We start from the raw sequence: 26,537 nt of genomic DNA on the forward strand, positions 1-26,537 counted from the left end.
AAGATTTGGTGTTTTCAGAAGCTCAACTTCAGTACGCTGTACTAAGTCACCGATATATTGAATTTGCTCGGCTTTCAGACAGTTTGCAGAACGTACAGTTAGCTCTAAGTCATCAACAGGACGAAGTAGAATCGGATCAAACTCCGGCTTCTCTTCTTTTTCTTCTGGCTCAGAAACATCACGTAAATCTACGAATGCATCTAATTGCTCAGCAAGGATAGTTGACGCACGGCGGATCGCTTCTTCAGGATCTAAAGTGCCGTTCGTTTCCATATCGATGATTAGTTTATCTAAGTCTGTACGCTGCTCAACACGAGCTGACTCAACCGAGTACGCAATACGCTCAACCGGGCTGAATGATGCATCTAGCAACAAACGGCCGATTGGGCGCTCATCGTCATCAGAGGATAAACGACTAGACGCCGGTACATAACCGCGACCACGCTCAACACGGATGCGCATGCTGATTTCGCTATTGTCAGCAGTTAAGTGACAAATAACATGCTCAGGGTTGGCGATAGTCACATCTCCGTCGTGCTGGATATCAGCCGCAGTCACAGGGCCTACACCAGACTTAGTCAGGGTAAGGAAAACTTCATCTTTACCTTCTAGAGATACCGCTAGACCTTTAAGGTTTAACAGAATTTCAATGATGTCTTCTTGTACGCCTTCTTTCGCGCTGTACTCGTGCAATACGCCGTCAATTTCAACTTCTGTCACAGCACAACCAGGCATAGATGAAAGAAGTATACGACGTAGAGCGTTACCTAGTGTGTGGCCGAAACCACGCTCTAGAGGCTCTAAAACTACTTTAGAACGCGTTGAGCTTACAGCGTCGATATCGACTAATCTTGGTTTTAGGAATTCGGTTACAGAACCCTGCATTTTATCCTCTCTTAACTCTTAACTTTACTTCGAGTAAAGTTCGACGATTAGTTGTTCGTTAATGTCCGCAGACAGATCAGAACGCTCTGGTAGGCGCTTGAAAGTGCCTTCCATTTTCTTACCGTCAACTTCAATCCAAGTTGGCTTTTCACGTTGCTCAGCCAACTCTAGAGCAGCGATGATACGCGCTTGCTTTTTAGACTTCTCACGAATTACTACTACATCTTCAGGAGTAACTACGAAAGAAGGGATATTAACAACACGACCATTAACCATAATCGCTTTGTGGCTTACTAGCTGACGTGCTTCAGCACGTGTGCTTGCAAAACCCATGCGATATACAACATTGTCTAGACGTTGCTCTAGAAGCTGTAACAAGTTTTCACCTGTGTTACCTTTAAGGCGAGCAGCTTCTTTGTAGTAGTTACGGAATTGCTTTTCTAGTACACCGTAGATACGACGAACTTTTTGCTTTTCACGTAGCTGTAAACCGTAATCAGATAGACGACCTTTACGTGCGCCGTGCTGACCAGGTGCTGTTTCTAGTTTACACTTAGAGTCAATTGCTCTTACGCCGCTTTTAAGGAACAGGTCAGTACCTTCACGACGACTTAGCTTGAGCTTAGGGCCCAAATATCTTGCCATGTTCTTTCTCCTAACCTATTGTTATACGCGACGTTTCTTCGGTGGACGACAACCATTGTGTGGAATTGGCGTCACGTCAGTGATGTTAGTGATACGGAAACCAGCAGCATTCAATGCACGAACAGCAGACTCACGGCCTGGACCTGGACCTTTAATGAATACTTCTAGGTTCTTAAGACCGTACTCTTGTGCAGCAACACCTGCACGCTCCGCAGCAACCTGTGCAGCGAATGGAGTAGACTTACGAGAACCACGGAAACCTGAACCACCCGCAGTCGCCCAAGAAAGAGCATTACCTTGACGGTCAGTGATGGTCACAATAGTGTTGTTGAAAGACGCATGAACGTGAGCCATGCCGTCAACAACTTGCTTTTTGACCTTTTTACGACGAATTGGTGCTTTTGCCATAACTTACCCCACCTTATTTCTTGATAGGCTTGCGAGGACCCTTACGAGTACGCGCGTTAGTCTTAGTACGCTGACCACGTAGTGGTAGCGAACGACGGTGACGTAAGCCACGGAAACAACCAAGATCCATAAGACGCTTGATGTTTAGTGTAACTTCACGACGAAGATCACCTTCAACAGTGTACTTGCCAACTTCTTCACGAAGGATGTCAAGAGTTTCGTCATTTAACTCGCCGATTTTAGTAGTTTCAGCGATACCTGTCGCAGCTAAGATCGCCTTAGCGCGAGTTTTACCTACACCATAGATGCTTGTTAAACCGATAACAGCATGCTTATGATCAGGAACGTTAATGCCTGCGATACGGGCCACTAACATATCTCCTATAAATAAACTTGATTATCATCTTGCTGGAAAGCCCGTATAGGATACCCAACCGACATTCAAGTTTTACCAAAGAAACAGGCTAAGTAGAGCTACTCAGCCTGCACGACTTAATTTGCTTAGCCTTGCCTTTGCTTGTGCTTTGGCTCACTGCAGATCACACGTACAACACCTGCACGCTTGATTACTTTGCAGTTACGGCAAATTTTCTTAACGGAAGCACGTACTTTCATTACTCAACTCCGTAAACTGACCTTAACGGCCGTAGCCTTTAAGGTTCGCTTTTTTCAGCACAGAATCATATTGATGAGACATCATATGAGTCTGTACTTGTGCCATAAAGTCCATGATGACAACAACGATAATCAAAATTGATGTACCGCCGAAATAGAATGGCGTTTGCCATGCCATAGTCATAAACTCGGGCACCAGACAGATAAAGGTTATATACAAAGCACCTGCCAATGTCAGGCGTGTCATCACTTTATCAATGTATTTAGACGTCTGCTCACCTGGACGAATGCCTGGAATAAAAGCGCCAGATTTTTTCAGGTTATCTGCTGTCTCACGCGGGTTAAATACCAACGCAGTGTAGAAGAAGCAGAAGAAGATAATAGCCGCAGCTAATACCATCGCATACAGTGGTTGACCTGGAGTCAATACTGCTGAGATAGCTTGTAGCACATCAGCGACCGGACCTTCACCTTGGCCGAACCAGCTTGCTATTGTACCAGGGAACAAAATGATACTGCTAGCAAAGATTGGTGGAATAACACCCGCCATGTTAACTTTTAGTGGTAAATGCGTGCTTTGAGCAGCGAATACCTGACGACCTTGTTGGCGCTTCGCGTAGTTTACAACGATACGACGTTGTCCACGCTCAAAGAACACAACTAGGTAAGTTACAGCGAATACGATTACCGCAATCAATAACAATGCTAAAATATGCAGATCACCTTGGCGCGCCATTTCTGCTGTCGAACCAATTGCAGACGGCAGGTTAGCTACAATACCAACAAATATTAGAACAGAGATACCGTTACCGATACCACGTTCAGTGATTTGTTCGCCCAACCACATTAGGAACATTGTTCCTGTGACTAAGCTCACTACAGCTGTGAAGTAAAAGCCGAAGCCTGGATTCACAACTAAGCCTTCCATCATATTAGGTAGACCAGTAGCGATACCTATCGATTGGAATGTAGCAAGCACAAGCGTACCATAACGCGTATACTGGCTGATTTTCTTACGCCCTTGCTCACCTTCTTTCTTAAGCTCTATCATCGCAGGATGTATATGCGTTAATAGCTGCATAATAATCGAAGCCGAGATGTACGGCATAATACCTAGCGCCAATACCGATGCACGCTCAAGCGCACCACCGCTGAACATGTTGAACATTTCAACAATGGTGCCCTTTTGTTGCTCGAAGAATTCGGCAAGTACAGCGGCGTCAATCCCAGGGATCGGCACAAAAGAGCCCAGACGGTAAATAATGATAGCACCTAAAACGAATAGTAATCGGCGCTTCAGTTCCGCAAGCCCACTTTGTGCACTTTGCATATCTTGACCTGGTTTAGCCATAGCGTACTTCCTTAGTCTTCTACCTTGCCTCCGGCAGCTTCGATAGCTTCGCGTGCACCTTTAGACACTTTAATGCCTTTAACGGTAACAGCGCGTGAAACTTCGCCAGATTTTACAACTTTTACGAACTGGATGTTCTTTTTAACGATACCAGCTGCCTGTAGCGCGTTTAGATCTACCACATCGCCTTCAACTTTAGCGATTTCGAATAGATTCACTTCTTTAGACACAAGAGACTTGCGTGAAGTGAAACCAAACTTTGGTAGACGACGTTGCATAGGCATTTGACCGCCTTCAAAACCAACGCGTACTTTACCGCCAGAGCGTGACTTTTGACCTTTGTGACCACGACCACCAGTCTTACCAAGACCAGAACCGATACCACGGCCGACACGCTTACCAGCAGTTTTTGAACCTGCAGCAGGTGAAAGTGTATTCAAGTTCATCGAATTACCCCTCAACCTTAACCATGTAAGAAACTTGGTTGATCATACCGCGAACTGCTGGCGTATCTTCTAGCTCAACAGTGTGGTTGATACGACGTAAACCAAGGCCACGTAATGTAGCTTTATGCTTCGGTAAACGACCGATTGAGCTACGTACTTGAGTTACTTTTACTGTGTTTGCCATGGTGTCTTACCCCAAGATTTCGTCAACGCTAAGACCACGCTTCGCAGCAATACCTTCTGGAGAATTCATATTCTCAAGAGCTGCAATAGTTGCGCGAACGATGTTGATCGGGTTAGTTGAACCGTATGCTTTAGATAGTACGTTCTGTACGCCAGTTACTTCTAGTACTGCACGCATCGCACCACCTGCGATAATACCTGTACCTTCAGATGCAGGCTGCATGTAAACTTTAGAACCCGCGTGGCGACCCTTGATTGGGTGCTGTAGCGTGTTACCGTTTAGTTCAACAGTGATCATGTTGCGACGTGCTTTTTCCATTGCTTTTTGAATAGCAGCAGGAACTTCACGTGCTTTACCATAACCAAAACCTACTTTACCAGCGCCATCACCAACAACAGTTAGTGCAGTGAAACTAAAGATACGACCACCTTTAACCACTTTAGACACACGGTTTACCGCGATTAGCTTTTCAGCCAACTCTGGCTGTGCTTGCTTTGCTTCTACGTTAGCCATTGTCTACTCCTAGAATTGCAGACCGGCTTCGCGCGCAGCATCAGCTAGCGCCTTCACACGGCCGTGATATTTAAAGCCACTGCGATCAAAAGCGATTTTTTCAACGCCTTTGTCAGCTACGCGCTCAGCGATTGCTTTACCAACTGCTTGAGCCGCTTCGATGTTGCCTGTGCCTTTAACTGTTTCAACAATTGCTTTTTCAACAGTAGAAGCAGCAGCCAGTACATTACCCTCAGCATTGATTACTTGAGCGTAAATGTGACGTGGCGTGCGGTGGATAACAAGACGTGTTGTGCCTTGTTCGATAATATTTCTACGAGTGCGCTTAGCACGACGTAGACGAGCTGTTTTCTTATCCATCGTCTTACCTTACTTCTTCTTAGCCTCTTTACGACGCACGTGCTCATCAGCATAACGTACACCTTTACCTTTATAAGGCTCTGGTTCACGGTATGAGCGGATGTTAGCAGCTGTTTGACCAACTAACTGCTTGTCTGCGCCTTTAACAACAATTTCAGTTTGGCTTGGAGCTTCGATAGTGATACCCGCTGGGATCTCGAAGTTCACTGGGTGAGAGAAGCCAAGAGTTAAGTCTAATACTTTACCCTTAACTGCCGCACGGTAACCAACACCTACTAGCTGTAGTTTCTTTTCATAACCATCGTTAACACCAACAATCATGTTGTTGATTAGCGCACGTGCAGTACCAGCTTGAGCCCAAGCATTAGCAACTTCACGTGGAGCTGTAGTGATAACGTTGTCGTTTAGTGAAACTTCAACCGCATCGTTGATTGTGCGAGTTAATTCACCGTTTTTGCCTTTAACTTTGATGTCCTGGCCGTTAACTGTAACTTCAACACCGGCAGGAACAGTAATAGGAGCCTTCGCTATACGAGACATAGTTCCCCTCCGATTAAGCTACAAAGCCAATGATTTCACCACCAACACCAGCGTTACGCGCAGCGCGGTCTGTCATCAGGCCTTTAGAAGTTGATACGATAGCGATACCTAGACCACCCATTACCTTTGGTAATTCGTCACGTTTCTTATAGATACGTAGACCAGGGCGGCTAACACGCTGGATGTTTTCGATTACAGCTTTGCCTTCGAAGTACTTAAGTTCGATAGTCAATTCTGCTTTTACGTCACCAGATACTGCGAAGTCAGTGATATAACCTTCGTCTTTAAGTACCTTAGCTACAGCTACTTTCAGCTTTGAAGTTGGCATTGAAACAGATACCTTCTTCGCAGACTGACCGTTACGGATACGTGTGAACAAATCCGCAATTGGATCTTGCAAGCTCATGTCTTACTCCCGTGATTCTATTACCAGCTAGCCTTTTTAAGGCCAGGAATTTCACCGCGCATCGCTGCTTCGCGAACTTTAATACGGCTTAAGCCGAACTTGCGAAGGTAACCATGAGGGCGGCCCGTGATGTTACAACGATTACGTTGACGTGAAGGGCTAGAATCGCGTGGTAAAGACTGTAGCTTTAACACTGCATCCCAACGCTCATCATCAGATGCGTTAACATCGCTGATGATAGCTTTTAACGCAGCACGCTTTTCAGCATACTGAGCAACTAATTTAGCACGTTTTACGTCACGCGCTTTCATTGAATTCTTTGCCATAACCCTACCCTTACTTTTTGAATGGGAAGTTGAACGCTTCTAACAACGCACGGCCTTCGTCATCTGTTTTCGCAGAAGTAGTGATTGTGATATCCATACCGCGTACACGGTCTACTTTATCATAATCAATTTCTGGGAAGATGATTTGTTCACGTACGCCCATAGAGTAGTTACCGCGACCGTCAAAAGACTTTGCGCTAACACCGCGGAAGTCACGAATACGTGGCATCGCGATAGAGACTAAACGCTCTAGGAAATCCCACATACGCTCGCCGCGTAGGGTTACTTTACAGCCAATTGGGTAACCTTCACGGATCTTAAAGCCAGCAACTGATTTGCGTGCTTTAGTCACTAGAGGCTTCTGACCAGAGATTGATTCTAGATCTGCTACTGCATTTTCTAGAATTTTCTTGTCAGCTAGGGCTTCGCCCACACCCATGTTTAGTGTGATCTTTTCGATCTGAGGGACTTGCATGACAGAGCTGTAACCGAACTTCTCTTGAAGCTCTTTTACCACTTTGTCTTTGTACACTTCATGCAGTTTCGCCATCGTCTACTCCAACTATTAAATAGTTTTACCGGTAGACTTGAAGAAACGGACTTTTTTACCGTCTTCAAATCTAAAACCTACACGATCCGCTTTGCCAGTTTCGGCATTGAAAATCGCTACGTTTGATACGTCGACTGACGCTTCTTTCTCAACAATACCGCCAGCTTGCTGTAGTTGTGGTACAGGCTTCTGGTGCTTCTTGATGATATTAACGCCTTCAACAAATACTCGGCCAGTTTCAGTAACAACTGAAAGCACTTTACCGCGCTTACCTTTGTCTTTACCGGCTAGTACGATTACTTCGTCATCACGACGGATTTTTGCTGCCATGATCGACTCCTTATAGTACTTCTGGTGCTAGTGAAACGATCTTCATGAACTTTTCAGTACGAAGTTCACGAGTCACAGGGCCGAAGATACGAGTACCAATAGGCTGTAAGTTATCATTTAAGATAACAGCCGCATTGCTATCGAAACGGATCAAAGAGCCGTCTGGACGACGTACGCCTTTTTTAGTACGCACAACTACTGCGTTTTTAACATCACCTTTCTTCACTTTGCCGCGAGGAATAGCTTCTTTAACAGAAACTTTAATGATGTCGCCAACCGCTGCGTAGCGACGGTGCGAACCACCAAGGACTTTTATACACTGCACTTTGCGAGCGCCGCTGTTATCAGCAACGTCCAGCTGAGTTTGCATTTGGATCATCTTAATGACCTCCGGTGTAGTTACAACTCGCCGAGATTTTGTTCAAAATCAAGGCATTTAGGTTAAATTCCGCTCAAAAAACTGTGATTATGTCTTTCAAGGGCGGGCAATTGTACCAGCAAAGTCCAATCAAAGATAGTTCAATTTTTAATTAATTTAATGCTTTAACGTGACGTACTGATTGCAATTTCAGTATGTGGTGACGAGTATTCGAGAATTCAACCACTTGCATAATTTTCAAACAAAACTCATACGTGGATTTTCGCCTGATCCACTCTTGCTGAGAATACCTCGCCGTAACTTGAACAGAAACACATAAGCTTTGAATAAGATAGTTCACTGGTTTTAAACAGAATGATTGCGAAGTAGAATGGAGTATGGGTAGCCATACTCTACTGCGCTCTTTTAGCTTTGATGTAGTCACCCACATTACTTACAGTGTCAAGCCAATAGCCGTTTTTCGGATCCTGTAGATAAGGGATGAGCGCTTCTAACATTTCTGAATCGACGGTATACATCCCCCCTTCTCCCACTTCATGCCCAGCTAAAATAATCCAACTATTGTTCGCTCTTAATTGCTCTAAATAGTTTTTAATAGTTGAAAAGCTAAGGCCGTCCATTCTAATCCCAGTCAATTGAGCAAAGTCTGTATAGGTAGGATGATTGGCGCTTTCATCAAGCCAGGTGCGACCACTATCGAAGTGCCTTGCTATTATTGGCACATAGCTTTTTACATTTTCACCACGCCCGACAAAGGTATTACCGCAAGGATAAGCAAAGCTTCGCGGGGTTACGCCTAAGTGCTTTTCTATGTATTCGGTTGTATAAGTAATATCGCGTTCAATATATGCCAGATCAACTTGCTCCAGTCCTTGATTCTTCTCTCTCAGCCACGCAAAGTTCCCAGTGCACAAGTGTTCGTTGGTATGATTACCTATTTCATGACCCTGCTTAACAGCCCCTTGCCACAACGACAGATTTTCCGCTATTTTTGATGGCATGACGTAAAATGTCCCTTTAACCTTATAGCGGTTTAGTAATGGTATCGCGACCGTGACTTGGCTCGTTCTTGCATCATCAAAGGTCAGACTAATGGCATTGCGAGCGCCCTTTGGGTACGTAAAAGTCACATCACTATCTGCAGCTTTACTCAGCGTACTATAAAGTAATGTACATATAGCCATCACCCCCCAACAACAGCGAGTGAGGGAAAGAGTGTATAGGTTTGCCATATCTTTATCCTTAAAAGCTTGGTGTTTTATTACTCTATAAAAGTTGCACTCCCTAGCAAAGTGTTAAATTCTCAACTTATTTATTTACTATTTAGGTCACCGCAAGTAGTACTAATTTGGCGATTTTAGCGATACACTACCTTTAATAACCAATAAGAAAGACTGTGCTGTGTTGAAGTTAGAAGAATACTATCAGGACGTGATTTTGCTCGCTGAAGGCGGTATGAGCAAAGTGTACCTTGCTACTGACAAAAAGCTCGGCCGCCGTGTAGCGGTCAAGGTATTGTCTCTCTCTCAGCATACACAAGCAGACGAGTTCAACGAGGCTCGCCTATTAGCGCGTTTTAACCACCCTAATATAGTACAAATATACGACGTTTTTGAGAGCAATGGCCACATGGCTTTAGAAATGGAGTATGTACAAGGCGCGACTTTACAGCATTATACAAAAACACATGTTTTAACTACCGAGCAAAAAGTCGAGCTGCTTAGCCATATTGCCGACGGTCTCGCGTCAGCACATAGCCAAAATATCCTTCATTTAGACTTAAAACTGGGTAATATTCTGGTCAATGATCAGGGTGTAGCCAAGATCGCCGACTTCGGTATTTCACAATTAGAAGATAGCCAAACTTCTCGCCCTCACACCAGCTACGGCAGCCTCACCGCAATGTCACCAGAGCAACTTCGTAATGAAATGCTAGACAGCCGTAGTGATCTATTCTCGCTCGGACTTATTGCGTATCAATTACTGGCTGGACACCACCCTTATTGTGAACAAGCTGACGATGGCAGTGATAAGTCTATTGCTGAACAGATTAAATTCCAACCTTTAAAAACTAGCGCTAAACGTATTTTAGATATTCCCCCTGCGCTGGCACAGCTGATTGACCGCTTACTGCAATATGAGAAAAGCGCTCGCCCGAGTAGTGCCAATGAAGTGAGCCAACAGCTCAAGCAAATTTTACACACCTTTAGCTACGACAACAGCGAGGCAACATTATCCCTTGAAGAAATAGCACTACGAGATAGAGCCAAAGAGAAAGCCAAAACACGTAAAAAGCGGCTAAGTGTTACAGCACTTTTCACCTTTTTAATGTGCTTAGTCGTTGGTGGATACTGGTATTGGCAAGAAACCAAACCCAAAGTTTATATTGCAGCGCTACCGGTAGAGTTTATTGGACAAAGTGATATACCAAATTCACACAAACAGATAGTAAAACAAACCGTTGAAGACGCCATCTATCAGTTTCTGATTACCAGTAAAAACTATGAGCCAGTTTCAAAGAAAGAAGTAAAACAAACGCTTGCATCTTTAGGTAGAACCGCGAAACCTTCTGATATCTCTCAGTCTTTACAAATAGACAAGTTATTCATTCCGACAGGCGAGTGTAATAATTATAGCTGTACTATCCAACTTGAGTTGCTAGGGAAGTCAGGAAAAGTCGTTGAGTTTTCAGAACGGATTACCGTCATCAACACGCAAATTTCTGCAACGTTTATTTCTGTCTCACAAACGTTATCTAAAGCGCTCAATATCACTGATACTTCAGAGCGATTGATAGACGACAATTTTAATAAGGCATACTCAGCCTTGATAGAGCAATTGCACCAAGAAAACACAGTCGACATCAAATTAATTAGTCAACTTAGGGTGTTTATTCGGACATACCCTAAACACTATTCTCTTTACACTACTTATACCAAAGGTAGCCTCCGATTATACAATCGAACTCTAGATATTAAGATTATCAATGAATTAAAAGAAGTCTTAGATTCAAGCCCTCACGAATATAAAGAAACTTTGGACTACCTAGCAAATAGAACCTCGCTACTTCTGTTACTAAATAAGAAGGATGATATTGAGACACTGTTGAGCAGCTACCAAGGAGACAATAGCAACTCATACGAGTTGCTAAATCTAAAAGGGAGTATTTATCAGAAATTAGGAAAATATGAGCAAGCGAAAGCTTCATTCATCAAAGCATATCAGCTCAAACCTACTTTGATTGTACTGAGAAACTTAGTGAAAATACATGCGATATCAGGAAGCTTTGCCGAAGCGCTTCATTTCGCAGATAAAGCATTATCAATCACTCAAAAAGATCATCAACTCATCAAGATCACAGCTGATATTTCATTAATTACGGGTAACCTGAGTAGAGCAATAGAGCTCTATCAGACACTTGTGAAATCTGATAGTAATAACGCAAACTATTTAACAAACTTGAGCACAGCCTTAAGTTTAATCAAAGAACAAGACTTATCCTTGGATTATGCAACTCAGGCATATAGGATAAATGAACAAAGAGCTGATATTGTCCTCAACTATGCTGATGCCTTAGCGCTGGCTAACAACGATGCAGATCGAGCCTACATGAAGGTAATAGCGCTTTTAGATACCCCGAGTAAACCAATTGATAAATTAATAAAAGCGCAAGCTCTTGCACATTTAGGGTATAGCATTGAAGCACTCAAATTACTCCAACTCGTAAAGTCAGAAGCACCCGAGTTATATGAACTACCTTTTGTAAGCGCCCTAATCATGACCTTAATTGGGGATGAAAGCTCGGCGATAATTCAAATAGAAGCAAGTTTGGATTCAGGCTGGGCAGTACAGTTTTTTAACTTGAAGTGGTTTGATCCACTGTGTGGTATTGATGAGTTTCATAAATTGCTAGAAAAACACAATTATTCAGAGCGCTGTAGCGCTCTGAATTAGAGTTTTAGTTTGGCTCTGTATCTTCGATAACAATCGTTGGATCTTGTGAGAAATAACGCACGACACCATTTCCAGAATCCTTTTGAGCAACAAGTCTGAACTCAATACGTGAATTGTTATTTTTTACTAGTGTGACAACCTTCGCATCAGGATTAGCTGATAGCGCTTTGACATCATCTTCACTTAGTGTATTCGCAACGTTCAATGCTTCAATTGTAACTTCAACCGTATGCTTACCCTTTAATTCGCTTGTAAGGTTATAATTGAAGTTGTCTTGCGCTTCGGTAAAGAAAGTACCGTTTTCAGCAAAGCTCCAGTCATCTTCATCAGTAACGAGCTTATACGTTAAAACAGCGCTTTCACCCTTAGCTAATTTAAGTTTAACCGGCTTATCATCATCTGAGAATATCCAGTTACCCTCAACTTTTGGGGTCACTACGAATTCATATTGGGGTGTACTCATTATTTTATCCTTCGTTTGTTTGCAGAGCTATTCTCACTTATCTAAGCACATGAATAACATTAATGCTATTACAACCGGTTACAGCAGACAGATTTCAGCGCATTTCGACGACAGTCATTAACCAAAGTTAAAACCATAATCAGCTGGCTCCATCTGATAAAATGTACTGTAAAAGTCTGGCTCCACCAAGTTATAGCCTGCGCTCTCCCTCTCTCCTTTTTGCAATTTAGCGAGTAACGCTAAGCGCTTATCAAGCCACTGTGTTGAATAATTACTGTTTTGCTGTAGGTGAGATATCGCTCTAAATTCAAAATACAGTGTTCTACGCATACTTTTAGCGTGCTGTATACCAGAACAATGCAAGGTATTGACATGATGAATCAAAATATCGCCTGCTTTAACTGGCACATCAACTGGTGTTAGCTGTTGCTTCTCAAGCTTTTCCTTCAGCTCAAGGACACTCTCTTTTGCAAGATGGGAGCCAGGTAATACCTGCAACGCCCCTTGCTGAGCCTGCGCATCATCCAAATAAATTCCCATGGTAATGATCCGCTCGTCAGCTCCCGCATTCATGTCTCTATGCCACCCTATCTGATAAGGATCCGCGGGGTCTTTAATTAGTAAAGACTCATAAACTGGTGCTACAGGTTCACCAATTATCTTTTCAGCCAGTCCTATCACACTCGGGTGTGCAAGCAGCTCAGCGTAAGCCGATTGAAATTTAAATAGGTCATTTATTCGTGAAACCACCAATCTCCCTTGATGGCGTGACGCTGAGATATGTTCTAGGCACTTGTCTTCTTTGGCAAAGTTCTGAGCATCTTGTAACAGGGATGTAGTGATGGCTTGTAATGACTTGAATAACTGTGCTTCAAATGCAGCCTCTACTTTTATAAATCCATACTTATCAAATGTGTGTTGTAGCTGAGTTTCCATTTTAACTTTTAGTTCTTCTTGTTATGGCTATGTCGAATATAACGCAAAGGCCGCCACTGACAACCTTTGCGAGCTGCTTCATTGACTTCACGCAACTTACTCATCTGGGATGTTATCAGTTAGCCGCCGAACAACCCTTTAAGCTTATCCTTTATCTTGTCCTTTACCTTGTCTTTGGCTTTATCTTTAGCCGCTTCTTTTAAATCTAGGCTAGTATCCACTTTGTGGAATGGGCCTTTGACCCGCACCGGAATTTTAAAACCGGTACTATCATCAGTACTCGCTTGCCCTTCAATGGTATCAACAATTCCAGTCACCACACGGTAATCGACCAAAGTTTGTGGTAAATCAACGGTACCCTTACCTGTCACTCGTAGTAAAGGACTTGCCAACGAGAAGTCATCATTTTGACCTACACCTTTGGTAAAGAAAAAGGTGCCAGTCATGGCTGAGAAGTCGGTTTTTTGATCTGGGTCGAAATTGGCATTGAGTCCTTGCGATACCGAAGAGAAATCGCCTTTGAGCATCTCTTTGCCCTTACGGATCATCTCAGCAAGGTTTGCACCTTTCACCCCACCATCTTTGAACTCAAAACCTAATTTACCATCAAGAGCATTCACAAATTGCTTTTGACTGACACCTTGCGTGCTTAACGCCCAATTAAGACTTCCTTTACCCAATATTTTGTCAAAGCCGATAGCATCGGTCAGTAGTGGCTCAGCGTTAATCGCTGTTAATGTAAAGTCAGTATTGATGACATAAGGTTTTGTTGCCGCGTTTACCTCAACCTTGCCTTTACCCTGACCTTCATAGGCTTGGAACTTATCTAAGCCGAGTGTCGCTTTACCTGAGTTAAGTGCTAAGCTGATTTGGTTTTCGCCAAGCTTAATTTCTCTCGCACGTAGCCCTGTTGAGGTGATCTTCACATTCGCATTAAGGCTATTAAGCGCTGATAAATCAATTACAGAGTCATCCCACACGATTGGCTGTGCTGGTGCCCCCTCAGGCTCAGGTTTCGTTTGTGGTTTTTCTACAGGCTCTGGCAAATAAGGGTTAAGATCTAACATGCCAAGGTCAACACTCGCGGTAATATCAGGCTTACCAGAGAGGGTGACTTTACTTTGACCTTTTATTACCAATTCGTCCACGGTCGCTTCTAAGGCGTTAAGAGTAAAAACTTGCCCTTGCATCCTCATTGTGGCGTTTAGGCCAAAGTTGTTAAACGCATTTTCTTTGGCTTTTAGGTCAACGCCCTGCCACTCAGCTAGCGCTTTTACCGAGTCGCCTGACAAGGCTAACTGACCGCGAATGGTTTTACCTTGCTCTGCAATTTCACCTTTATAGTCAAGGTTGAACAGCGCTGATTTTACTTGTTGTTCAACATTAAAGGTTGCACCTTCGATCGCCTTTGCTGGATTGTCGAGTGTAGTAACAAGGTTAAAAATTTGACCTTGAAAAGTCAGCTTACCGTCGACTTCTAGTGGTTGGTAAAGTGACGATAGCATCACGCCAATGTCTAAATCAGTTACTTGATATTTAGCGCCTGTCACACCATCAAGATAAGTCACCGAGCCACCATAAATCGCCACTTCGCCAAGGCTAACATCTAAGCCCTCCGGTAACTGCATATTACCTTTAGAGCTGGTTTGTGCCGTTGGCGTGTTTTCTGCACTGGCGGGTAGCAACCGCCAGTTCGCGTTACCTTGTTTGTCAGTTTCGAGAATAATATTTGGATTACTGATCACAAAGCGCTCAAGCTTAGCTTCACCAGACAACGCACTTAACCATGGAATATGCACGACAAGTTGCTCCATGGCGAACATATCTGGGCGACTGCCCGTTGCCATGTTGGCAAATCGCACTTGGTTTAGCTCGATATGTAGAGTCGGGAAAATACCAATGTCAGAGTCGCCATCAATCGACAGCTTTCTACCTGTCACTGACTCTATCTGTGATGTTATCTGGCTGATAACGGCTTGTTTGGGGATTAAAAACGGAGCTGCGATAACAAGAATAATAATAAGCGCTATTATGACACCTACGATTTTAGCTAGCCGATTCATTGCCTTTCCTTCATAAATCTTGATTATTTTTATGATAACCCTTGTTATCGAATATACCATGAATAAAGGCAAATAATTTGTACTGAGCGATTGCAACCTCATCACTAATCGGTATGATCCTCGCCCTTGCCAGTTTTTATCGTCATTCGCTATATTTTACTGGTTAGCTTATTAATCAAACTTGGAGTATCTAACCCACATGAAGAAACTGCTCATATCACCGTCAAACATGGCCTTGGGCGAACAGGAAAGTCAGATTTATCAAAATATCCTTAAACAGGCCACAGAGATCAGCCTCAATCTGATGGCGGTTAAAGTGGAAAATCACCCTGAAGATTTTCTTGGTTGGTGCTATGAACTACTTGATGTGGCAAAAAACCGTATCAACTTTGATCTCTTGGATGACCATCAACTTCCTATCGTTAAAAAGCTACAAGATTTACTTATCTCAGCAATTAGCTTTTTACAGCTAAAAACTTTACGCATAGCACCTTGGCCTATGGTGACTGCATTTATTGCTGACCATAAAGAGATAGTTGCACTAGATGAACAACTAAAATTAATCGAATACCTAAAACCAATGCGTAGCACACCACTGAAGGACATGATTAAAGAAGATCGCCTTGCCTTTAGTGGTAAACATGCTGCAAGTTTAGACACTAGCGTGTATCAATTTGACGTCGAGTGGTTTGCTTCCACCAAAAGTGCAAAAGGCTTTCACCAATTATTAGACGACCTTCCGGGTGCTTTTGATGACGCATTAGCTGCTATTCCTGCTGAAGGTGACGTAACGCTTGAGCACTATCAATCATTTATGGTGGGGTATTTAAGTGCCTTTTCTGGCAGCGAGGAAAAGCCAACGCTTGCACCAGCCACTCGCCTATTAGCAATGCGTCGCCCAGATGTGTTCACACCAATAACGCCCAGTAAACTTGACGCTTTGTGCCAAGCGCTTGGTATTGCGAAGCTAAACAATCGCGATTTTGAGCGTTATTGGACAGATATAGTCAGCACCATTAAAACGATGCCGTGGTACACCATGGCTGCACCAGCTGATGAATTTGAAACCCAATTAGCTGAGATTAAAGCCCTATTACCTTGTCTGTTTTATCACGCAGACAAAGACACAGCAACTAACTCCAACTACTTTAAGCTACTGCATAAGCCTAAACGCACCGGAAGCAGTGGTGGCAAAAAGACCGTACGCCGTGGTAAAGAGTCAGCAGAGGTACTGGTCGACCGCGCCCTTGCAGATGAGTCTATTCCAGAGCATATTCGCGCCAAACGTGACTCGATAGTCGCTGAAGTAGAAAAAGGTCGTAGTGTCGATGAAACCATCAGCCTTATGCGTACCATCTTTGGCTAACCTGCCAGCACTTCAATAACTCTCCCCTCAATACGCTGCTTGCATTATTAATGTGCAAGCAGCGACTTTTTGCACCAGCCCCGTGCAGTATTTATGCAGTCAATGCTTTTATGTTCAGAGAACATGAAATAAAATTCCAATATTTTTAATAATATAGAATTAAATCTCCGTTACTTTCAGATGTTGGCCTTCCCTTTGCAGTCACTCTTTACAAAAAGTGTAATGACAACAATTAAATAAAAACTCTGCGTTCAATGGGGAAAACAGAATGACAAACAAACCTTTACTTATGCTACTCGGCGGATTAACTGCGTGCTTTTGTGTTTCAGCTCAAGCGGAAGTAACAGCAAATATTGCGGCCAGCTCAAATTATTACTGGCGTGGGATCACTCAAAGCGATGATGGCGCAGCGGTGTCTGGCGGCTTAGATTATAGCAGTGAGTCTGGGTTTTATGCTGGTACTTGGATTTCTAACATCGACTTTGGCGACGCTGCCAGTTATGAGATGGATCTGTACGCCGGTTACGCTGGTGAAATCAAAGGCATGAGTTTTGATTTCGGTTATATTCACTACGCCTACCCCGATGCCAGTGGAGATATTGATTTTGGCGAGATTTACGCCGCACTTGGCTGGCAATACTTTACTTTTAAACTCAGCCACCTAGCCACAGCACAAAGCGATTCAACCACAGAAGAAGACATGCTGTATGCCGAAGTGTCGGCCAGCTTCCCCATTTTTAAAGACAGTGAATTAACTTTACATATTGGTCGCTCCAGCGGAGACACCGTGCTTGAGTGGACAGGTGAAGAAGACGCTTATATGGATTACGGCGTGAGTTTATCTACGCAAGGCTTTACCTTTGGATTAGTAAAAACCGACTTAGACAGTAGCGATGATATTAAAGCTTACGTAAGTTATGGATTAGATTTTAATCTGTGATGACCAAAGGTGGGCGGTCTTGTGACAGCCGCACCACCTTATTTTTTACTTGCTGCAACACGTAGGGCCGAAAGGCCCTTTTTTGTGGCTGAATTTACAAGGTTGTCGCGTAAATTAGCTCCAATCCAAACACATGCTGCTTTATGGTACGCTATGCCCAGTAGACGCCGTCCAAATGCGATACCACTGCTCGCGACTCATGCTAAGTGACTGTGAAGTAAACGCGCTGGCAACTCGGGTGATATTTCCTGTTCCAAGCACAGTGGCAGGTTTCGATGGGTGCATGGCTAGCCATGCGTATACCACTTGATCAATTTCAGCGCTACCGATCTCTTCACCCACTTGCTGTAACACCGCACGGAGTCGTTTGGCTTTTTCATCTTCATTGGAAAATATTCTGCCCCCAGCCAGTGGCGACCACAGCATAGGGTTCATGCCTAGTTGCTGGCACTGATCAAGGGTGCCATCGTCAAGCGCTTTCATCTCAAAAGGTGAAAACTCAATTTGGTTGGTCACTAAAGCGAAATCGAGCCTCGATTGCAATAAGGCAAGCTGGCTGGGTGTAAAGTTCGAGACCCCAAAATGAAGTACATCGCCGTTTTGTTTAAGGGTATTAAACGCATCGGCAACTTCATCGGCATCCATTAGATAATCAGGGCGATGGATCAACAGCACATCTAACCTATCCGTGCCAAAGTTTTTTAATGACTGCTGCGCTTGGGCAATGATATGCGCCTTGCTTGAATCATAATGGTTTGCCTTTCCCGCTAATCCCAAGCTCGGAAATGCGGGCTTAATGCCACATTTGGTGATGATCCGAATGTGCTCTCGAATGCTAGGCTCAAGCGCTAAGGCTTTACCAAACTCCGCCTCACACTGATACTCACCGTAAATATCAGCATGATCTGTATCACGTATTCCAAGCTCAATCGCTTGCTTTAAAAAGCGTAAATTTTCTTGCGGCGTAATTTGCCAGTCTAAAAGCCGCCAAAACCCCAATACTAATGGGTCAAGTACGCGGGTGATTGAGTTCATAACGTAATTCCTACTTTTGCAACTACTCGCATGGCTTTCTCGACAGCACTTTCAGCCGAGTCTGAGCGTGCTAACGCCACACCCATTCTGCGCTTGCCACTCACCTCTGGTTTACCAAACAAACGAATATCCGTTAGTGGCTCTGCAAGCGCTTGTGCAAGATTGTTGAACTGTAATTGTGTTGACTGACCTTCGACAAGGATCACGCTAGATGCCGATGGTCCATGGAAGTGAATGGTGGGGATAGGCAAGCCTAAAATCGCGCGAGCATGCAGTGCAAACTCACTTAAGTCTTGCGAGATAAGCGTAACCATGCCGGTATCATGTGGCCTTGGTGACACTTCGCTGAAGTACACTTCATCACCCTTAATAAAGAGTTCAACGCCAAACAGACCCCGACCACCAAGTGCTTCCGTGACTTTTTCAGCCATGGCTTTACTACGCTCTAGTGCCAACTCAGACATCTGCTGCGGCTGCCAACTTTGCTGGTAATCACCGTCTTGTTGCACATGCCCAATTGGTTCACAAAAGCTCGTGCCATCGATATGGCGTACGGTTAGCAGCGTAATTTCATAGTCAAAATCAATAAAACCTTCCACAATCACTCTGCCCTGACCTGCACGCCCACCCTCTTGTGCGTAGTGCCAAGCGGCTTCCACATCTTCAGCGTTTCTAATCACGCTTTGCCCTTTACCTGACGAGCTCATGATAGGCTTAACTACACATGGCATGCCAATGCGTGCGACAGCGGCATTAAAGTCTGCCAAGGTATCAACAAATTGATAGGGTGAAGTGGCAAGCCCAAGCGTTTCAGCAGCAAGACGGCGGATCCCTTCACGGTTCATGGTCAGCTGAGTCGCTTTGGCGGTTGGCACCACCGTGTAACCCTCAGCCTCTAATTCCACCAGCTTATCCGTCGCAATGGCTTCAATTTCTGGCACGATATAATCAGGTTGCTCTTGTTCAATAATCGCTTTGAGCTTTTCACCATCCAACATAGACAAGGTATAGCTGCGATCTGCTACTTGCATCGCAGGCGCATTGTCGTAGCGGTCTAATACAATCACTTCAGCACCTAAGCGCTTAAATTCGATGACGACTTCCTTCCCTAACTCGCCACCACCGCAGAGTAATACTTTGCAAGCTGTTGCGGAAAAGGGCGTGCCCAGAGGTTTGATTTTCATGATGATTCCTTGGTTGGTTTGATACCTCCATGGTAACGACTTTTTGTCATGCAAAAAAGCCAGGAGGTAGGCATGCAATTAAAACGCCCTCTACATACCTACTTTATCAACAACAAAGTGCTTGCTGTTACTTACTTTACGGTGACGTTACCATGCCAAGCCGGGTATTGTTCAAGTTGTAGTTTCAACTTATCACCTGATGCTAGACTACCCACACCTTTGGGGGTGCCAGTGAGCACAATATCTCCTGGTTGCAACGTAAAGTAACGCGTGATTTCATTCATCAACTCAATGATCGGAAAAATCATTAAGCTAGAGTCGCCATGCTGTTTTAGCTCATCATTCTGCCAAAAGCGATACTCTACGCCCTCAGCAAAGGTGCTTTCATCGCAAGGAATAAATGGCGTGATTGGACAGCTATTATCATAGGCTTTTGCTCGCTCCCAAGGGTGCCCTTGTGCTTTTAATTCACTTTGTAGGTCTCGCAAAGTTAAATCAAGCGCAAGTCCCACTCCAGCAATGTGCTTTAGTGGCTCTGCCGTATTTGCATCAATTTGCGTACCAATCAACAGTGCGAGCTCTGCTTCATAATGATGCTCACCAAGCGCAGCGTTTAAACATAAATCGCTATCAAATGTGACCAAGCTGGTAGCTGGTTTTATAAATAATAATGGGTTATCGGGGATTGGATTATCTAACTCTTTGGCATGTTCAACATAATTTCTGCCAATACAAACTATTTTACCCACAGGTAAATCCCATGGTACTAAATTATCGCGCTTATGCTGGTACATACTAACTCTCTCTGTGTGTTATACCAATTAGTCTTAATACTTGCTCAATTTGAAGGAGTAATTCACGGTACTGCTAGCCAATAAAAAGGCTTCCGAAGAAGCCTTTTCGACAGTATTAATAGCTACAGCGACTTGATATTATCAGCCGCTTTTTTATCAACCAGCTTTACAAACGGGTCAACCCCAGCAAACTTCGGTAAGTCCTTTACTGTTAGCTCAATTGTATTTGCACCGGATACAATCCTATGCTTTTGTAAATACAATAACGCATTACCTCTTTGAATTATATCTAGATCTGCGAAAAACAAAGCGATACCTATTTGTTGGTCAAACGGAATTTTTTCTTCATTAAACACCACATGCCATCGCTGTTTTATCTATGGCACCAAGGTTGCTGCCTAGTTATCTTAGTCGGCTCTTTAATATTCTCCCTGCGTCTTTTGACCAAAATAAATGATTAAGTGCTGACAAAATCACCATAAAATCAGCAGACACTGCTTCAAATCCTTTAGGGCTCATGGTGAGAATACGCAGGGCAGTATTTGTCCGGTAAATAGTGTGTCGCGATCACCTACCAGCGCTATTAGGGCAAAGTAAACCAAACATACCTTTTGGGATCGAGAGTTCTACACCTCGCAAGGCATGAACACCATTGTCATAGGTTTTAGAGAGTCCTGATATTTCAAGCATTTTTATTTCCTTTATGGATTTTTATTATTGCCCTTTTTATAACATTCACCTACGTTAGTAACAGTTAACACAAACATATCAATTGCAAATAAAAGTAAACACTGAAACACTAGGTAACACCCTTATTTTACAAATACCAAGGAAAACTAACATGCAAGATCATGCCAACCACCCACTGACGGATTTTATCGAATACCCTCATGATGAGATGCTAAGTCGTGCTGAGGCCTTCTTGGAACACAGTAAAAGACGTCATAGTATCCGCGCTTTTAGCGACCGCTCAGTACCTCAAGAAATTATTGAAACCTGTATAAGAGCAGCAGGTACGGCACCAAGCGGTGCAAACCACCAGCCATGGCACTTTGTAGCAATTGGCAGCAAAGAAAAAAAACAACAGATCCGAGCCGCTGCAGAAGAGTTAGAGCGCTCTTTTTATCAAGGCCGTGCTGGTGATGAATGGCTAGATGCGCTAAAGCCGCTAGGGACCGATGCACAAAAACCCTACCTTGAGCATGCACCTTGGTTAATTGCGATTTTTAGCCAGAAAAAAGGCGGGATCCACGCTGAAGATAAAAATACCAATTATTACGTGCACGAGTCAGTAGGTATTGCCACTGGGTTTCTGATCCAAGCGCTTCATAATGCAGGATTGGCAACACTGACACATACGCCAAAACCAATGAGCTTTTTAACAGAGTTATGTGGTAGGGACAAAGATAATGAGCGCCCCTACATGTTACTTATTGCAGGCTATCCAAGTGATGAAGCCACTGTCCCTGAACATGCTACAGTTAAAAAGTCACTTGAAGAAATAGCCACTTTCATCTAAACGATATCCAACTAGCTGTTAATATACGGCTAGTTGATCGCCCTCATTGAGCCCTGTGATCACAATCGTCTTGTTGCTGCGCTCTTCACCTAAACGTATATAACGTTTATATCGCTGGCCATTTTCAACCACCTCTACCATCGCCAACTGACCATGTTTACTGATCATCTTAGTGGGAATTTGAATAGCAGAGCGTTCACCAAGTACTAACTCCACTACGGCATACATACCCGGCACAACGCTACGCATCAGTGGCATATCAAGTTTAATGACAAAACTGCGCGCTTGACTGTCGGCAACTGGAACCATTTCCGACACCCTTGCCATTTGCGTCACCTCTAATGCAGGAATACGTACTTTAATTTCGCTGCCTAGCTGAATGTGTTTAACTTGCGCTTCTCGAATGGACGCTTCGATTTGCAATTGCAGTGGATTAAACAAAGAAACAATAGTACTGCCAGGGCTCACCGTACTACCTGGCTCCTGTAAACGCTCAACCACTTTACCGGAGATAGGTGCAATTATCTGTGTGTACCCTAGCGCGACTTGCGCACTGCGAAGGGCCTCTTGTAATGCTCGGCCCTGTGCTTGCAGCTCATCGACACTGGCTTGCCATTCATCGACTTGATTTATCGCAATCAACCCCTTTTCATTTAGAGATTTGCTTCGTGCTAATTGCTTTTTGGCTTGCACAAGCTTTGCCGAGTTAGCCGCTTGCTGCGCCTCTACACGCTGTAATTCCGCTTTAAGCTCCGCGTCATCTAATGTCGCAATTAACTGCCCCGCAACCACCTTATCACCAGCCCTAACACTGAGCGTTTTTAACTCGGCCAATAGGCGGCTCGATACTAGCGTATTTTCTTTTGCAACCACACTGGCTGGCACTTGCTCTATTATTGCAACCGAAGATGCTTGTACCGTATAGCGCTTACCTTGATACTGCGGTTGCTGCACTTTTTCCCCTGGGGCTAGCTTTTCCTGAAAACCACCAGCAAGCCACACCACCATAAGCAGCAAGGCAGCAATAGCAATGACAGGAACAATAATTTGATTACGAGACATGTGATGACTCCTGAGCTGATGCTGGTGCATCTTTGAATACCAAGTAATACACAATTGGCACAACCAACAGCGAAAATAATGTTGAAGCAATGATGCCGAAAATAATTGCAAGTGCTAGCCCACTGAATACGGGGTCTAAAATAATCACTAAGTTACCTAATAAGGTCGTTCCTGCGGTGAGTAATACAGGTCGCATCCTAACTGTACCAGCTGTAATTAAGGCATCAATGAGTGTTATACCTGCCGAACGAGATTGATTAATAAACTCCACTAAGATAAGAGAGTTTCGAACTACAATACCAGCCAAGGCAATCATGCCAATCATGGCGGTTGCAGTGAATAGCACAGGCTCTGGAGCATCAGCAATTACACGCTCTCCAAACTGATTGAGCAACCAAAAACCTGGCATGATCCCTATCATGGTAAGCGGAATGGCAGACATAATAATCAATGACAAGCGACTGGATACGGTTTGTATACGTAAAATCATAAATATTGCTGTGAGTGCAAATACAAACGCAATGCCCATATCCCTAAACACATCAATGGTAATCCGCCACTCCCCCTCTCCTTTAAAGGTATAACTAGTGCCTTCAGGCATCGACCAACTGATACCACCGCCACTTTGTAAAAAGTTACGTGATGACCATTGGCTTTGAGGCAGCTGCTGGTTTTCGTCCGCAACGACATCAGCAATAACTTCAGCAGGTGTGCGGCCGTTGAGCTCAGCAAACACATAAATTACTTCTCGAAGATCTTTACGCATTATTACAGGAGCAGTATCTACAGAGGTTAGCTCGCCTAGTTCCGCAATTGCAACCAGTGGCCGTGCAGCTTGCGCTAAGCCGTATTCTTGTGCGCTTTTTGCTAAGTCTTGGCGGCCACGAACCTGCATAGCCAACAAGTTTTGCCATTGATTACGTTGGCTGTAGTTAACCCCCAGCTCAATGGGCACCGTTGCGGCTTCATGTTCGGTATAGAGAAACCCTGCTTGTATTGTGCCGCTGGCTATGGCCAAAGATTGATTCACATCCGCTGTGGCAATGCCAGAGAGGGCTGCTTTTTGCTTATCTACAACAAAACGTTTAAATACGGTGGGTGTTGCCATAGATGTGTCCACCTCTACTACATGAGGCTCTTGTTTTAGTCTTTTAGCAACTTGTTGAGCAGCCGCCTCATGGGTGGCACGAGACACAAATGGCTGGGCATATACTTCGGCAACGAGCGTGCTCAAAACAGGTGGTCCAGGTGGCACCTCAACAACTTTCACTTGAGTTAACCCCTGATTAAACTGCTGTAGTTTATCCCGCAGCCGCATTACCACAGCATGAGATTGGTGCGCCCGCGCTTCTTTATCTACCAAAAGTACACGCAGTTCAGCAAGGTGGGTACCATATCTGCGATAGTAGCCGCGCACCATGCCATTAAAGTCCATGCTTGATGGTTTACCAACAAACGCGGCAATGTCCGTCACTTCCACTTCAGACCAGACAACTCCCTGAATTTTTTTAGCCATCAAAGCCGTTTGTTCAAGGCTGGTGCCTTCGGGCATATCAATTAACACTTGAATTTCACTTTTATTGTCAAATGGCAGCAGCTTGAGCGGCACAACTCGAAATATCGGTAAGCTGATACTCGCAATAAACAGCCCAAGTACAATCCAAAGTACCCATTTGGCTCTAGTGGGGTGCTTTAGCAATGGCAACATCACTTTGCCATATAAAGAGGCTTGCGGGGCAACCGTTTGTGGTATTGATTTGGCTTGTAGTAACTTCTTAGATAACCACGGGGTCACTAAAAAGGCCACCAAAGTTGACGCCATTACGCTTATCGGCACATTAAATGCCATCGGTGCCATATAAGGTCCCATCATGCCAGTAATAAATGCAAGTGGAATAAATGCCATAATAATGGTCAAAGTAGACATCACTAGTGGCGATTTGATTTCTACCATGGCAGCAACAATATGCTTATCTTTATCTTGTCCAGCCCCATGGTGAATAAACCGATTTATATTATCAATCCCAGTGATTGGGTCGTCGACTAACAAGCCCAAAGAAAGAATTAACGCAAATAACGTGACACGGTTAATGGTATAGCCAAACGCCCAGTCTAGCCCGAGAGTGATGCCATAGCAGATAGGCACCGCTAACCCCACAACAATCGCTGAACGCCAGCCAAGGAAGATGCCAACAAATACCACCACAGTAAACACTGAAAAGGCCAAGCTTGAAGTTAGGTTATTCACCTTATCATTGGCTGTTTTGCCATAATTACGCAGTACTCTGACGCTCACTTCAGCAGGTAACAGCTGCTTCTGTAACTGATTGATAAGTTCTAGACTTTGCTCAGCAACAGTCACAGCATTACTGCCTTTTTGTTTTGCAACACCAATAGTAACAAGTGGTGCATTCATACCGAGGGTACTGCTTGCAAGCCACTGATAGCTTTCAGGCTCATTTGGCCCGTCACGCACCGCTGCCACATCTTTTAAGACAATCCCACGGCCATTAATCACGTTAACGGTAAGGTTTTCAAGCGCAGATTTGCCGCGGATCACATCGCCAGATTCAAAGGTATAGGTATGCTTTCCTGCACTTACTTGCCCAATCCGCTCAACTTGGTTACTTGCCTGGATTGCTCTTAGTACATCCATTGGCGTAGTGTGATGTGCAGCCAATGCCGCCAAGTCTAACTCGACACGTAATGCCCTTGTGCGCCCAGTAATTACGGTGACTTCACTGGTATCAGCAATAGTCTGCAACTGGATGGATAGCTCTTGTGCAAAACGCGTCAGTTCATAGTCACCATACAGAGTAGGGTTAGTACTATACAAACCCAACATGAGAATTGGCACATCATCCACTTCAATCGGACGGATCTGCCACTGCTTAACAATGCCGGGCATGGTGTGCTGATTGGCATTCAATTTTGTGTAGGTATTTAAAATTGCCCGCTCTCTGTCCTCTCCAACATGAAACCTTAATGTGACAACCGCGACTCCGGTTTGCGTTGTGGAGTATACGTGTTCTACACCGGGAATTTGTAATAGTAGTTTTTCCAGCGGTGTCGTCACCAAACGTGCGACTTCCGGAGATGCAGTATTAGGGACTTCGACATGAATATCTAGCATTGGCACAACAATTTGTGGCTCTTCTTCTCTTGGTGTCATTTGCAATGCAAATAGGCCAAGGAAAATAGAACACAAAAAAATAAGTGTAGGCAGATATCCTTGTAGGCTTTGCTTAATCGCGCTATCTAGCTTTTGCATAACCCATGCTCC

The 26,537-nt window shown here is 44.1% G+C and carries 30 protein-coding genes and 1 pseudogene (1 of these 31 running past the window's edge); 4 read left to right on the forward strand and 27 right to left on the reverse strand.

The window, feature by feature from the left end:
• From J8Z24_RS15645 to J8Z24_RS15725, 17 genes are all read right to left on the reverse strand, one after another.
• On the reverse strand, nt 1-885 hold the 5' portion of the coding sequence (locus tag J8Z24_RS15645; RefSeq protein WP_010378288.1) for a DNA-directed RNA polymerase subunit alpha. It extends 102 nt beyond the left edge of the window; 885 of the gene's 987 nt are visible here — the first part of the coding sequence; it begins with the start codon at nt 883-885; its stop codon lies off the left edge, out of view.
• Nucleotides 886-909: 24 nt separating this feature from the next.
• Nucleotides 910-1,530: a 30S ribosomal protein S4 gene (gene rpsD / locus J8Z24_RS15650; RefSeq protein ID WP_017218390.1), complete on the reverse strand. Its 621-nt coding sequence runs from the start codon at nt 1,528-1,530 to the stop codon at nt 910-912.
• Between the two features lie 21 nt (nt 1,531-1,551).
• Nucleotides 1,552-1,938, reverse strand: coding sequence for a 30S ribosomal protein S11 (gene rpsK, locus J8Z24_RS15655; RefSeq protein WP_099643703.1), 387 nt, complete (start codon nt 1,936-1,938; stop codon nt 1,552-1,554).
• A 13-nt stretch (nt 1,939-1,951) separates the two neighbouring features.
• Complete coding sequence (rpsM, locus tag J8Z24_RS15660) at nt 1,952-2,308, reverse strand: 30S ribosomal protein S13 (protein ID WP_010378282.1); 357 nt, start codon at nt 2,306-2,308, stop codon at nt 1,952-1,954.
• 131 nt (nt 2,309-2,439) lie between these two features.
• Entirely contained in the window at nt 2,440-2,553 is a 114-nt protein-coding gene (gene rpmJ, locus J8Z24_RS15665) for a 50S ribosomal protein L36 (protein WP_002959476.1), read from the reverse strand.
• Between the two features lie 22 nt (nt 2,554-2,575).
• Nucleotides 2,576-3,904: a preprotein translocase subunit SecY gene (gene secY / locus J8Z24_RS15670; protein WP_010606805.1), complete on the reverse strand. Its 1,329-nt coding sequence runs from the start codon at nt 3,902-3,904 to the stop codon at nt 2,576-2,578.
• A gap of 11 nt (nt 3,905-3,915) precedes the next feature.
• Nucleotides 3,916-4,350 (reverse strand): 50S ribosomal protein L15, encoded by a 435-nt coding sequence (gene rplO / locus J8Z24_RS15675; protein WP_099643704.1) that lies wholly within the window; start codon nt 4,348-4,350, stop codon nt 3,916-3,918.
• Between the two features lie 4 nt (nt 4,351-4,354).
• Entirely contained in the window at nt 4,355-4,534 is a 180-nt protein-coding gene (gene rpmD / locus J8Z24_RS15680) for a 50S ribosomal protein L30 (protein ID WP_010378276.1), read from the reverse strand.
• 6 nt (nt 4,535-4,540) lie between these two features.
• A complete protein-coding gene (gene rpsE, locus J8Z24_RS15685) occupies nt 4,541-5,047 on the reverse strand; it encodes a 30S ribosomal protein S5 (protein ID WP_125250659.1) in 507 nt (168 codons plus the stop codon).
• A gap of 9 nt (nt 5,048-5,056) precedes the next feature.
• Entirely contained in the window at nt 5,057-5,407 is a 351-nt protein-coding gene (gene rplR, locus J8Z24_RS15690) for a 50S ribosomal protein L18 (RefSeq protein ID WP_010378271.1), read from the reverse strand.
• A gap of 9 nt (nt 5,408-5,416) precedes the next feature.
• Nucleotides 5,417-5,947, reverse strand: coding sequence for a 50S ribosomal protein L6 (gene rplF / locus J8Z24_RS15695; protein ID WP_125250660.1), 531 nt, complete (start codon nt 5,945-5,947; stop codon nt 5,417-5,419).
• Between the two features lie 13 nt (nt 5,948-5,960).
• On the reverse strand, nt 5,961-6,353 hold the full coding sequence (gene rpsH, locus J8Z24_RS15700) for a 30S ribosomal protein S8 (protein WP_125250661.1): 393 nt from the start codon (nt 6,351-6,353) through the stop codon (nt 5,961-5,963).
• A 20-nt stretch (nt 6,354-6,373) separates the two neighbouring features.
• The gene (gene rpsN / locus J8Z24_RS15705) at nt 6,374-6,679 is read right to left on the reverse strand and encodes a 30S ribosomal protein S14 (RefSeq protein ID WP_095728862.1); all 306 of its coding nucleotides are present in this window, start codon (nt 6,677-6,679) and stop codon (nt 6,374-6,376) included.
• A 10-nt stretch (nt 6,680-6,689) separates the two neighbouring features.
• Entirely contained in the window at nt 6,690-7,229 is a 540-nt protein-coding gene (rplE, locus tag J8Z24_RS15710) for a 50S ribosomal protein L5 (protein WP_010378262.1), read from the reverse strand.
• A gap of 15 nt (nt 7,230-7,244) precedes the next feature.
• A complete protein-coding gene (gene rplX, locus J8Z24_RS15715) occupies nt 7,245-7,559 on the reverse strand; it encodes a 50S ribosomal protein L24 (RefSeq protein WP_023401269.1) in 315 nt (104 codons plus the stop codon).
• Nucleotides 7,560-7,569: 10 nt separating this feature from the next.
• A complete protein-coding gene (gene rplN, locus J8Z24_RS15720; protein ID WP_010378257.1) occupies nt 7,570-7,938 on the reverse strand; it encodes a 50S ribosomal protein L14 in 369 nt (122 codons plus the stop codon).
• A gap of 392 nt (nt 7,939-8,330) precedes the next feature.
• Nucleotides 8,331-9,122, reverse strand: coding sequence for a polysaccharide deacetylase family protein (locus J8Z24_RS15725; RefSeq protein ID WP_444428458.1), 792 nt, complete (start codon nt 9,120-9,122; stop codon nt 8,331-8,333).
• A gap of 217 nt (nt 9,123-9,339) precedes the next feature.
• Between J8Z24_RS15725 and J8Z24_RS15730 the strand changes: the two genes are divergently transcribed.
• Nucleotides 9,340-11,892, forward strand: coding sequence for a serine/threonine-protein kinase (locus tag J8Z24_RS15730; protein ID WP_147388910.1), 2,553 nt, complete (start codon nt 9,340-9,342; stop codon nt 11,890-11,892).
• Between the two features lie 4 nt (nt 11,893-11,896).
• Here J8Z24_RS15730 and J8Z24_RS15735 read toward each other — a convergent pair whose 3' ends face one another.
• From J8Z24_RS15735 to J8Z24_RS15745, 3 genes are all read right to left on the reverse strand, one after another.
• A complete protein-coding gene (locus J8Z24_RS15735; RefSeq protein ID WP_252094956.1) occupies nt 11,897-12,355 on the reverse strand; it encodes a hypothetical protein in 459 nt (152 codons plus the stop codon).
• Nucleotides 12,356-12,472: 117 nt separating this feature from the next.
• Complete coding sequence (locus tag J8Z24_RS15740; protein WP_252094957.1) at nt 12,473-13,291, reverse strand: phytanoyl-CoA dioxygenase family protein; 819 nt, start codon at nt 13,289-13,291, stop codon at nt 12,473-12,475.
• Between the two features lie 119 nt (nt 13,292-13,410).
• Nucleotides 13,411-15,354 carry an AsmA family protein gene (locus tag J8Z24_RS15745; RefSeq protein ID WP_252094958.1) on the reverse strand — a complete coding sequence of 648 codons (1,944 nt, stop codon included), beginning with the start codon at nt 15,352-15,354 and terminating at the stop codon, nt 13,411-13,413.
• A gap of 199 nt (nt 15,355-15,553) precedes the next feature.
• Here J8Z24_RS15745 and J8Z24_RS15750 point away from each other — a divergent pair, with 199 nt between their 5' ends.
• Together J8Z24_RS15750 and J8Z24_RS15755 are read left to right on the forward strand one after the other, a co-directional pair.
• On the forward strand, nt 15,554-16,720 hold the full coding sequence (locus tag J8Z24_RS15750) for a hypothetical protein (protein ID WP_176033765.1): 1,167 nt from the start codon (nt 15,554-15,556) through the stop codon (nt 16,718-16,720).
• A 268-nt stretch (nt 16,721-16,988) separates the two neighbouring features.
• Complete coding sequence (locus J8Z24_RS15755; protein ID WP_128731839.1) at nt 16,989-17,660, forward strand: TorF family putative porin; 672 nt, start codon at nt 16,989-16,991, stop codon at nt 17,658-17,660.
• 141 nt (nt 17,661-17,801) lie between these two features.
• Here the strand turns inward: J8Z24_RS15755 and J8Z24_RS15760 are convergent, their stop codons facing one another.
• From J8Z24_RS15760 to J8Z24_RS15780, 5 genes and pseudogenes are all read right to left on the reverse strand, one after another.
• Entirely contained in the window at nt 17,802-18,695 is an 894-nt protein-coding gene (locus J8Z24_RS15760; RefSeq protein ID WP_252094959.1) for an aldo/keto reductase, read from the reverse strand.
• Complete coding sequence (purT, locus tag J8Z24_RS15765; protein ID WP_176033763.1) at nt 18,692-19,879, reverse strand: formate-dependent phosphoribosylglycinamide formyltransferase; 1,188 nt, start codon at nt 19,877-19,879, stop codon at nt 18,692-18,694. Before purT ends, J8Z24_RS15760 begins: the two co-directional genes overlap by 4 nt.
• Before the next feature lie 131 nt (nt 19,880-20,010).
• Nucleotides 20,011-20,673: a fumarylacetoacetate hydrolase family protein gene (locus tag J8Z24_RS15770; protein WP_147388917.1), complete on the reverse strand. Its 663-nt coding sequence runs from the start codon at nt 20,671-20,673 to the stop codon at nt 20,011-20,013.
• A gap of 122 nt (nt 20,674-20,795) precedes the next feature.
• Nucleotides 20,796-21,029, reverse strand: coding sequence for a hypothetical protein (locus tag J8Z24_RS15775; RefSeq protein ID WP_225740654.1), 234 nt, complete (start codon nt 21,027-21,029; stop codon nt 20,796-20,798).
• 214 nt (nt 21,030-21,243) lie between these two features.
• Nucleotides 21,244-21,363 (reverse strand): annotated as a pseudogene (locus J8Z24_RS15780) (ABC transporter ATP-binding protein); the annotation flags it as partial.
• A gap of 151 nt (nt 21,364-21,514) precedes the next feature.
• Between J8Z24_RS15780 and J8Z24_RS15785 the strand changes: the two are divergent.
• On the forward strand, nt 21,515-22,192 hold the full coding sequence (locus J8Z24_RS15785) for a nitroreductase family protein (RefSeq protein WP_147388918.1): 678 nt from the start codon (nt 21,515-21,517) through the stop codon (nt 22,190-22,192).
• A gap of 18 nt (nt 22,193-22,210) precedes the next feature.
• On the opposite strand, the gene J8Z24_RS15790 is transcribed toward J8Z24_RS15785, so the two are convergent.
• Both J8Z24_RS15790 and J8Z24_RS15795 read right to left on the reverse strand, forming a co-directional pair.
• Entirely contained in the window at nt 22,211-23,254 is a 1,044-nt protein-coding gene (locus J8Z24_RS15790) for an efflux RND transporter periplasmic adaptor subunit (RefSeq protein WP_252094960.1), read from the reverse strand.
• On the reverse strand, nt 23,244-26,525 hold the full coding sequence (locus J8Z24_RS15795) for an efflux RND transporter permease subunit (RefSeq protein ID WP_252094961.1): 3,282 nt from the start codon (nt 26,523-26,525) through the stop codon (nt 23,244-23,246). Before J8Z24_RS15795 ends, J8Z24_RS15790 begins: the two co-directional genes overlap by 11 nt.
• Nucleotides 26,526-26,537: the final 12 nt, after the last annotated feature.

It is taken from the genome of Pseudoalteromonas sp. SCSIO 43201 (assembly GCF_023716725.1).
In the GTDB taxonomy this organism is placed as follows: domain Bacteria; phylum Pseudomonadota; class Gammaproteobacteria; order Enterobacterales; family Alteromonadaceae; genus Pseudoalteromonas; species Pseudoalteromonas peptidolytica.

Coding starts and splice junctions, on each gene's coding strand:
- J8Z24_RS15735 (WP_252094956.1), bottom strand. CDS start 12,355: ATGAGTACACCCCAATATGAATTCGTAGTGACCCCAAAAGTTGAGGGT.
- J8Z24_RS15760 (WP_252094959.1), bottom strand. CDS start 18,695: ATGAACTCAATCACCCGCGTACTTGACCCATTAGTATTGGGGTTTTGG.
- J8Z24_RS15770 (WP_147388917.1), bottom strand. CDS start 20,673: ATGTACCAGCATAAGCGCGATAATTTAGTACCATGGGATTTACCTGTG.
- rplO (WP_099643704.1), bottom strand. CDS start 4,350: ATGAACTTGAATACACTTTCACCTGCTGCAGGTTCAAAAACTGCTGGT.
- secY (WP_010606805.1), bottom strand. CDS start 3,904: ATGGCTAAACCAGGTCAAGATATGCAAAGTGCACAAAGTGGGCTTGCG.
- J8Z24_RS15795 (WP_252094961.1), bottom strand. CDS start 26,525: ATGCAAAAGCTAGATAGCGCGATTAAGCAAAGCCTACAAGGATATCTG.
- rpmJ (WP_002959476.1), bottom strand. CDS start 2,553: ATGAAAGTACGTGCTTCCGTTAAGAAAATTTGCCGTAACTGCAAAGTA.
- rpsK (WP_099643703.1), bottom strand. CDS start 1,938: ATGGCAAAAGCACCAATTCGTCGTAAAAAGGTCAAAAAGCAAGTTGTT.
- J8Z24_RS15790 (WP_252094960.1), bottom strand. CDS start 23,254: ATGTCTCGTAATCAAATTATTGTTCCTGTCATTGCTATTGCTGCCTTG.
- J8Z24_RS15785 (WP_147388918.1), top strand. CDS start 21,515: ATGCAAGATCATGCCAACCACCCACTGACGGATTTTATCGAATACCCT.
- J8Z24_RS15750 (WP_176033765.1), top strand. CDS start 15,554: ATGAAGAAACTGCTCATATCACCGTCAAACATGGCCTTGGGCGAACAG.
- rplE (WP_010378262.1), bottom strand. CDS start 7,229: ATGGCGAAACTGCATGAAGTGTACAAAGACAAAGTGGTAAAAGAGCTT.
- rpmD (WP_010378276.1), bottom strand. CDS start 4,534: ATGGCAAACACAGTAAAAGTAACTCAAGTACGTAGCTCAATCGGTCGT.
- rplX (WP_023401269.1), bottom strand. CDS start 7,559: ATGGCAGCAAAAATCCGTCGTGATGACGAAGTAATCGTACTAGCCGGT.
- rpsD (WP_017218390.1), bottom strand. CDS start 1,530: ATGGCAAGATATTTGGGCCCTAAGCTCAAGCTAAGTCGTCGTGAAGGT.
- J8Z24_RS15755 (WP_128731839.1), top strand. CDS start 16,989: ATGACAAACAAACCTTTACTTATGCTACTCGGCGGATTAACTGCGTGC.
- rplF (WP_125250660.1), bottom strand. CDS start 5,947: ATGTCTCGTATAGCGAAGGCTCCTATTACTGTTCCTGCCGGTGTTGAA.
- rplR (WP_010378271.1), bottom strand. CDS start 5,407: ATGGATAAGAAAACAGCTCGTCTACGTCGTGCTAAGCGCACTCGTAGA.
- purT (WP_176033763.1), bottom strand. CDS start 19,879: ATGAAAATCAAACCTCTGGGCACGCCCTTTTCCGCAACAGCTTGCAAA.
- rpsN (WP_095728862.1), bottom strand. CDS start 6,679: ATGGCAAAGAATTCAATGAAAGCGCGTGACGTAAAACGTGCTAAATTA.
- J8Z24_RS15745 (WP_252094958.1), bottom strand. CDS start 15,354: ATGAATCGGCTAGCTAAAATCGTAGGTGTCATAATAGCGCTTATTATT.
- J8Z24_RS15725 (WP_444428458.1), bottom strand. CDS start 9,122: ATGGCTATATGTACATTACTTTATAGTACGCTGAGTAAAGCTGCAGAT.
- rpsE (WP_125250659.1), bottom strand. CDS start 5,047: ATGGCTAACGTAGAAGCAAAGCAAGCACAGCCAGAGTTGGCTGAAAAG.
- rpsH (WP_125250661.1), bottom strand. CDS start 6,353: ATGAGCTTGCAAGATCCAATTGCGGATTTGTTCACACGTATCCGTAAC.
- J8Z24_RS15740 (WP_252094957.1), bottom strand. CDS start 13,291: ATGGAAACTCAGCTACAACACACATTTGATAAGTATGGATTTATAAAA.
- rplN (WP_010378257.1), bottom strand. CDS start 7,938: ATGATCCAAATGCAAACTCAGCTGGACGTTGCTGATAACAGCGGCGCT.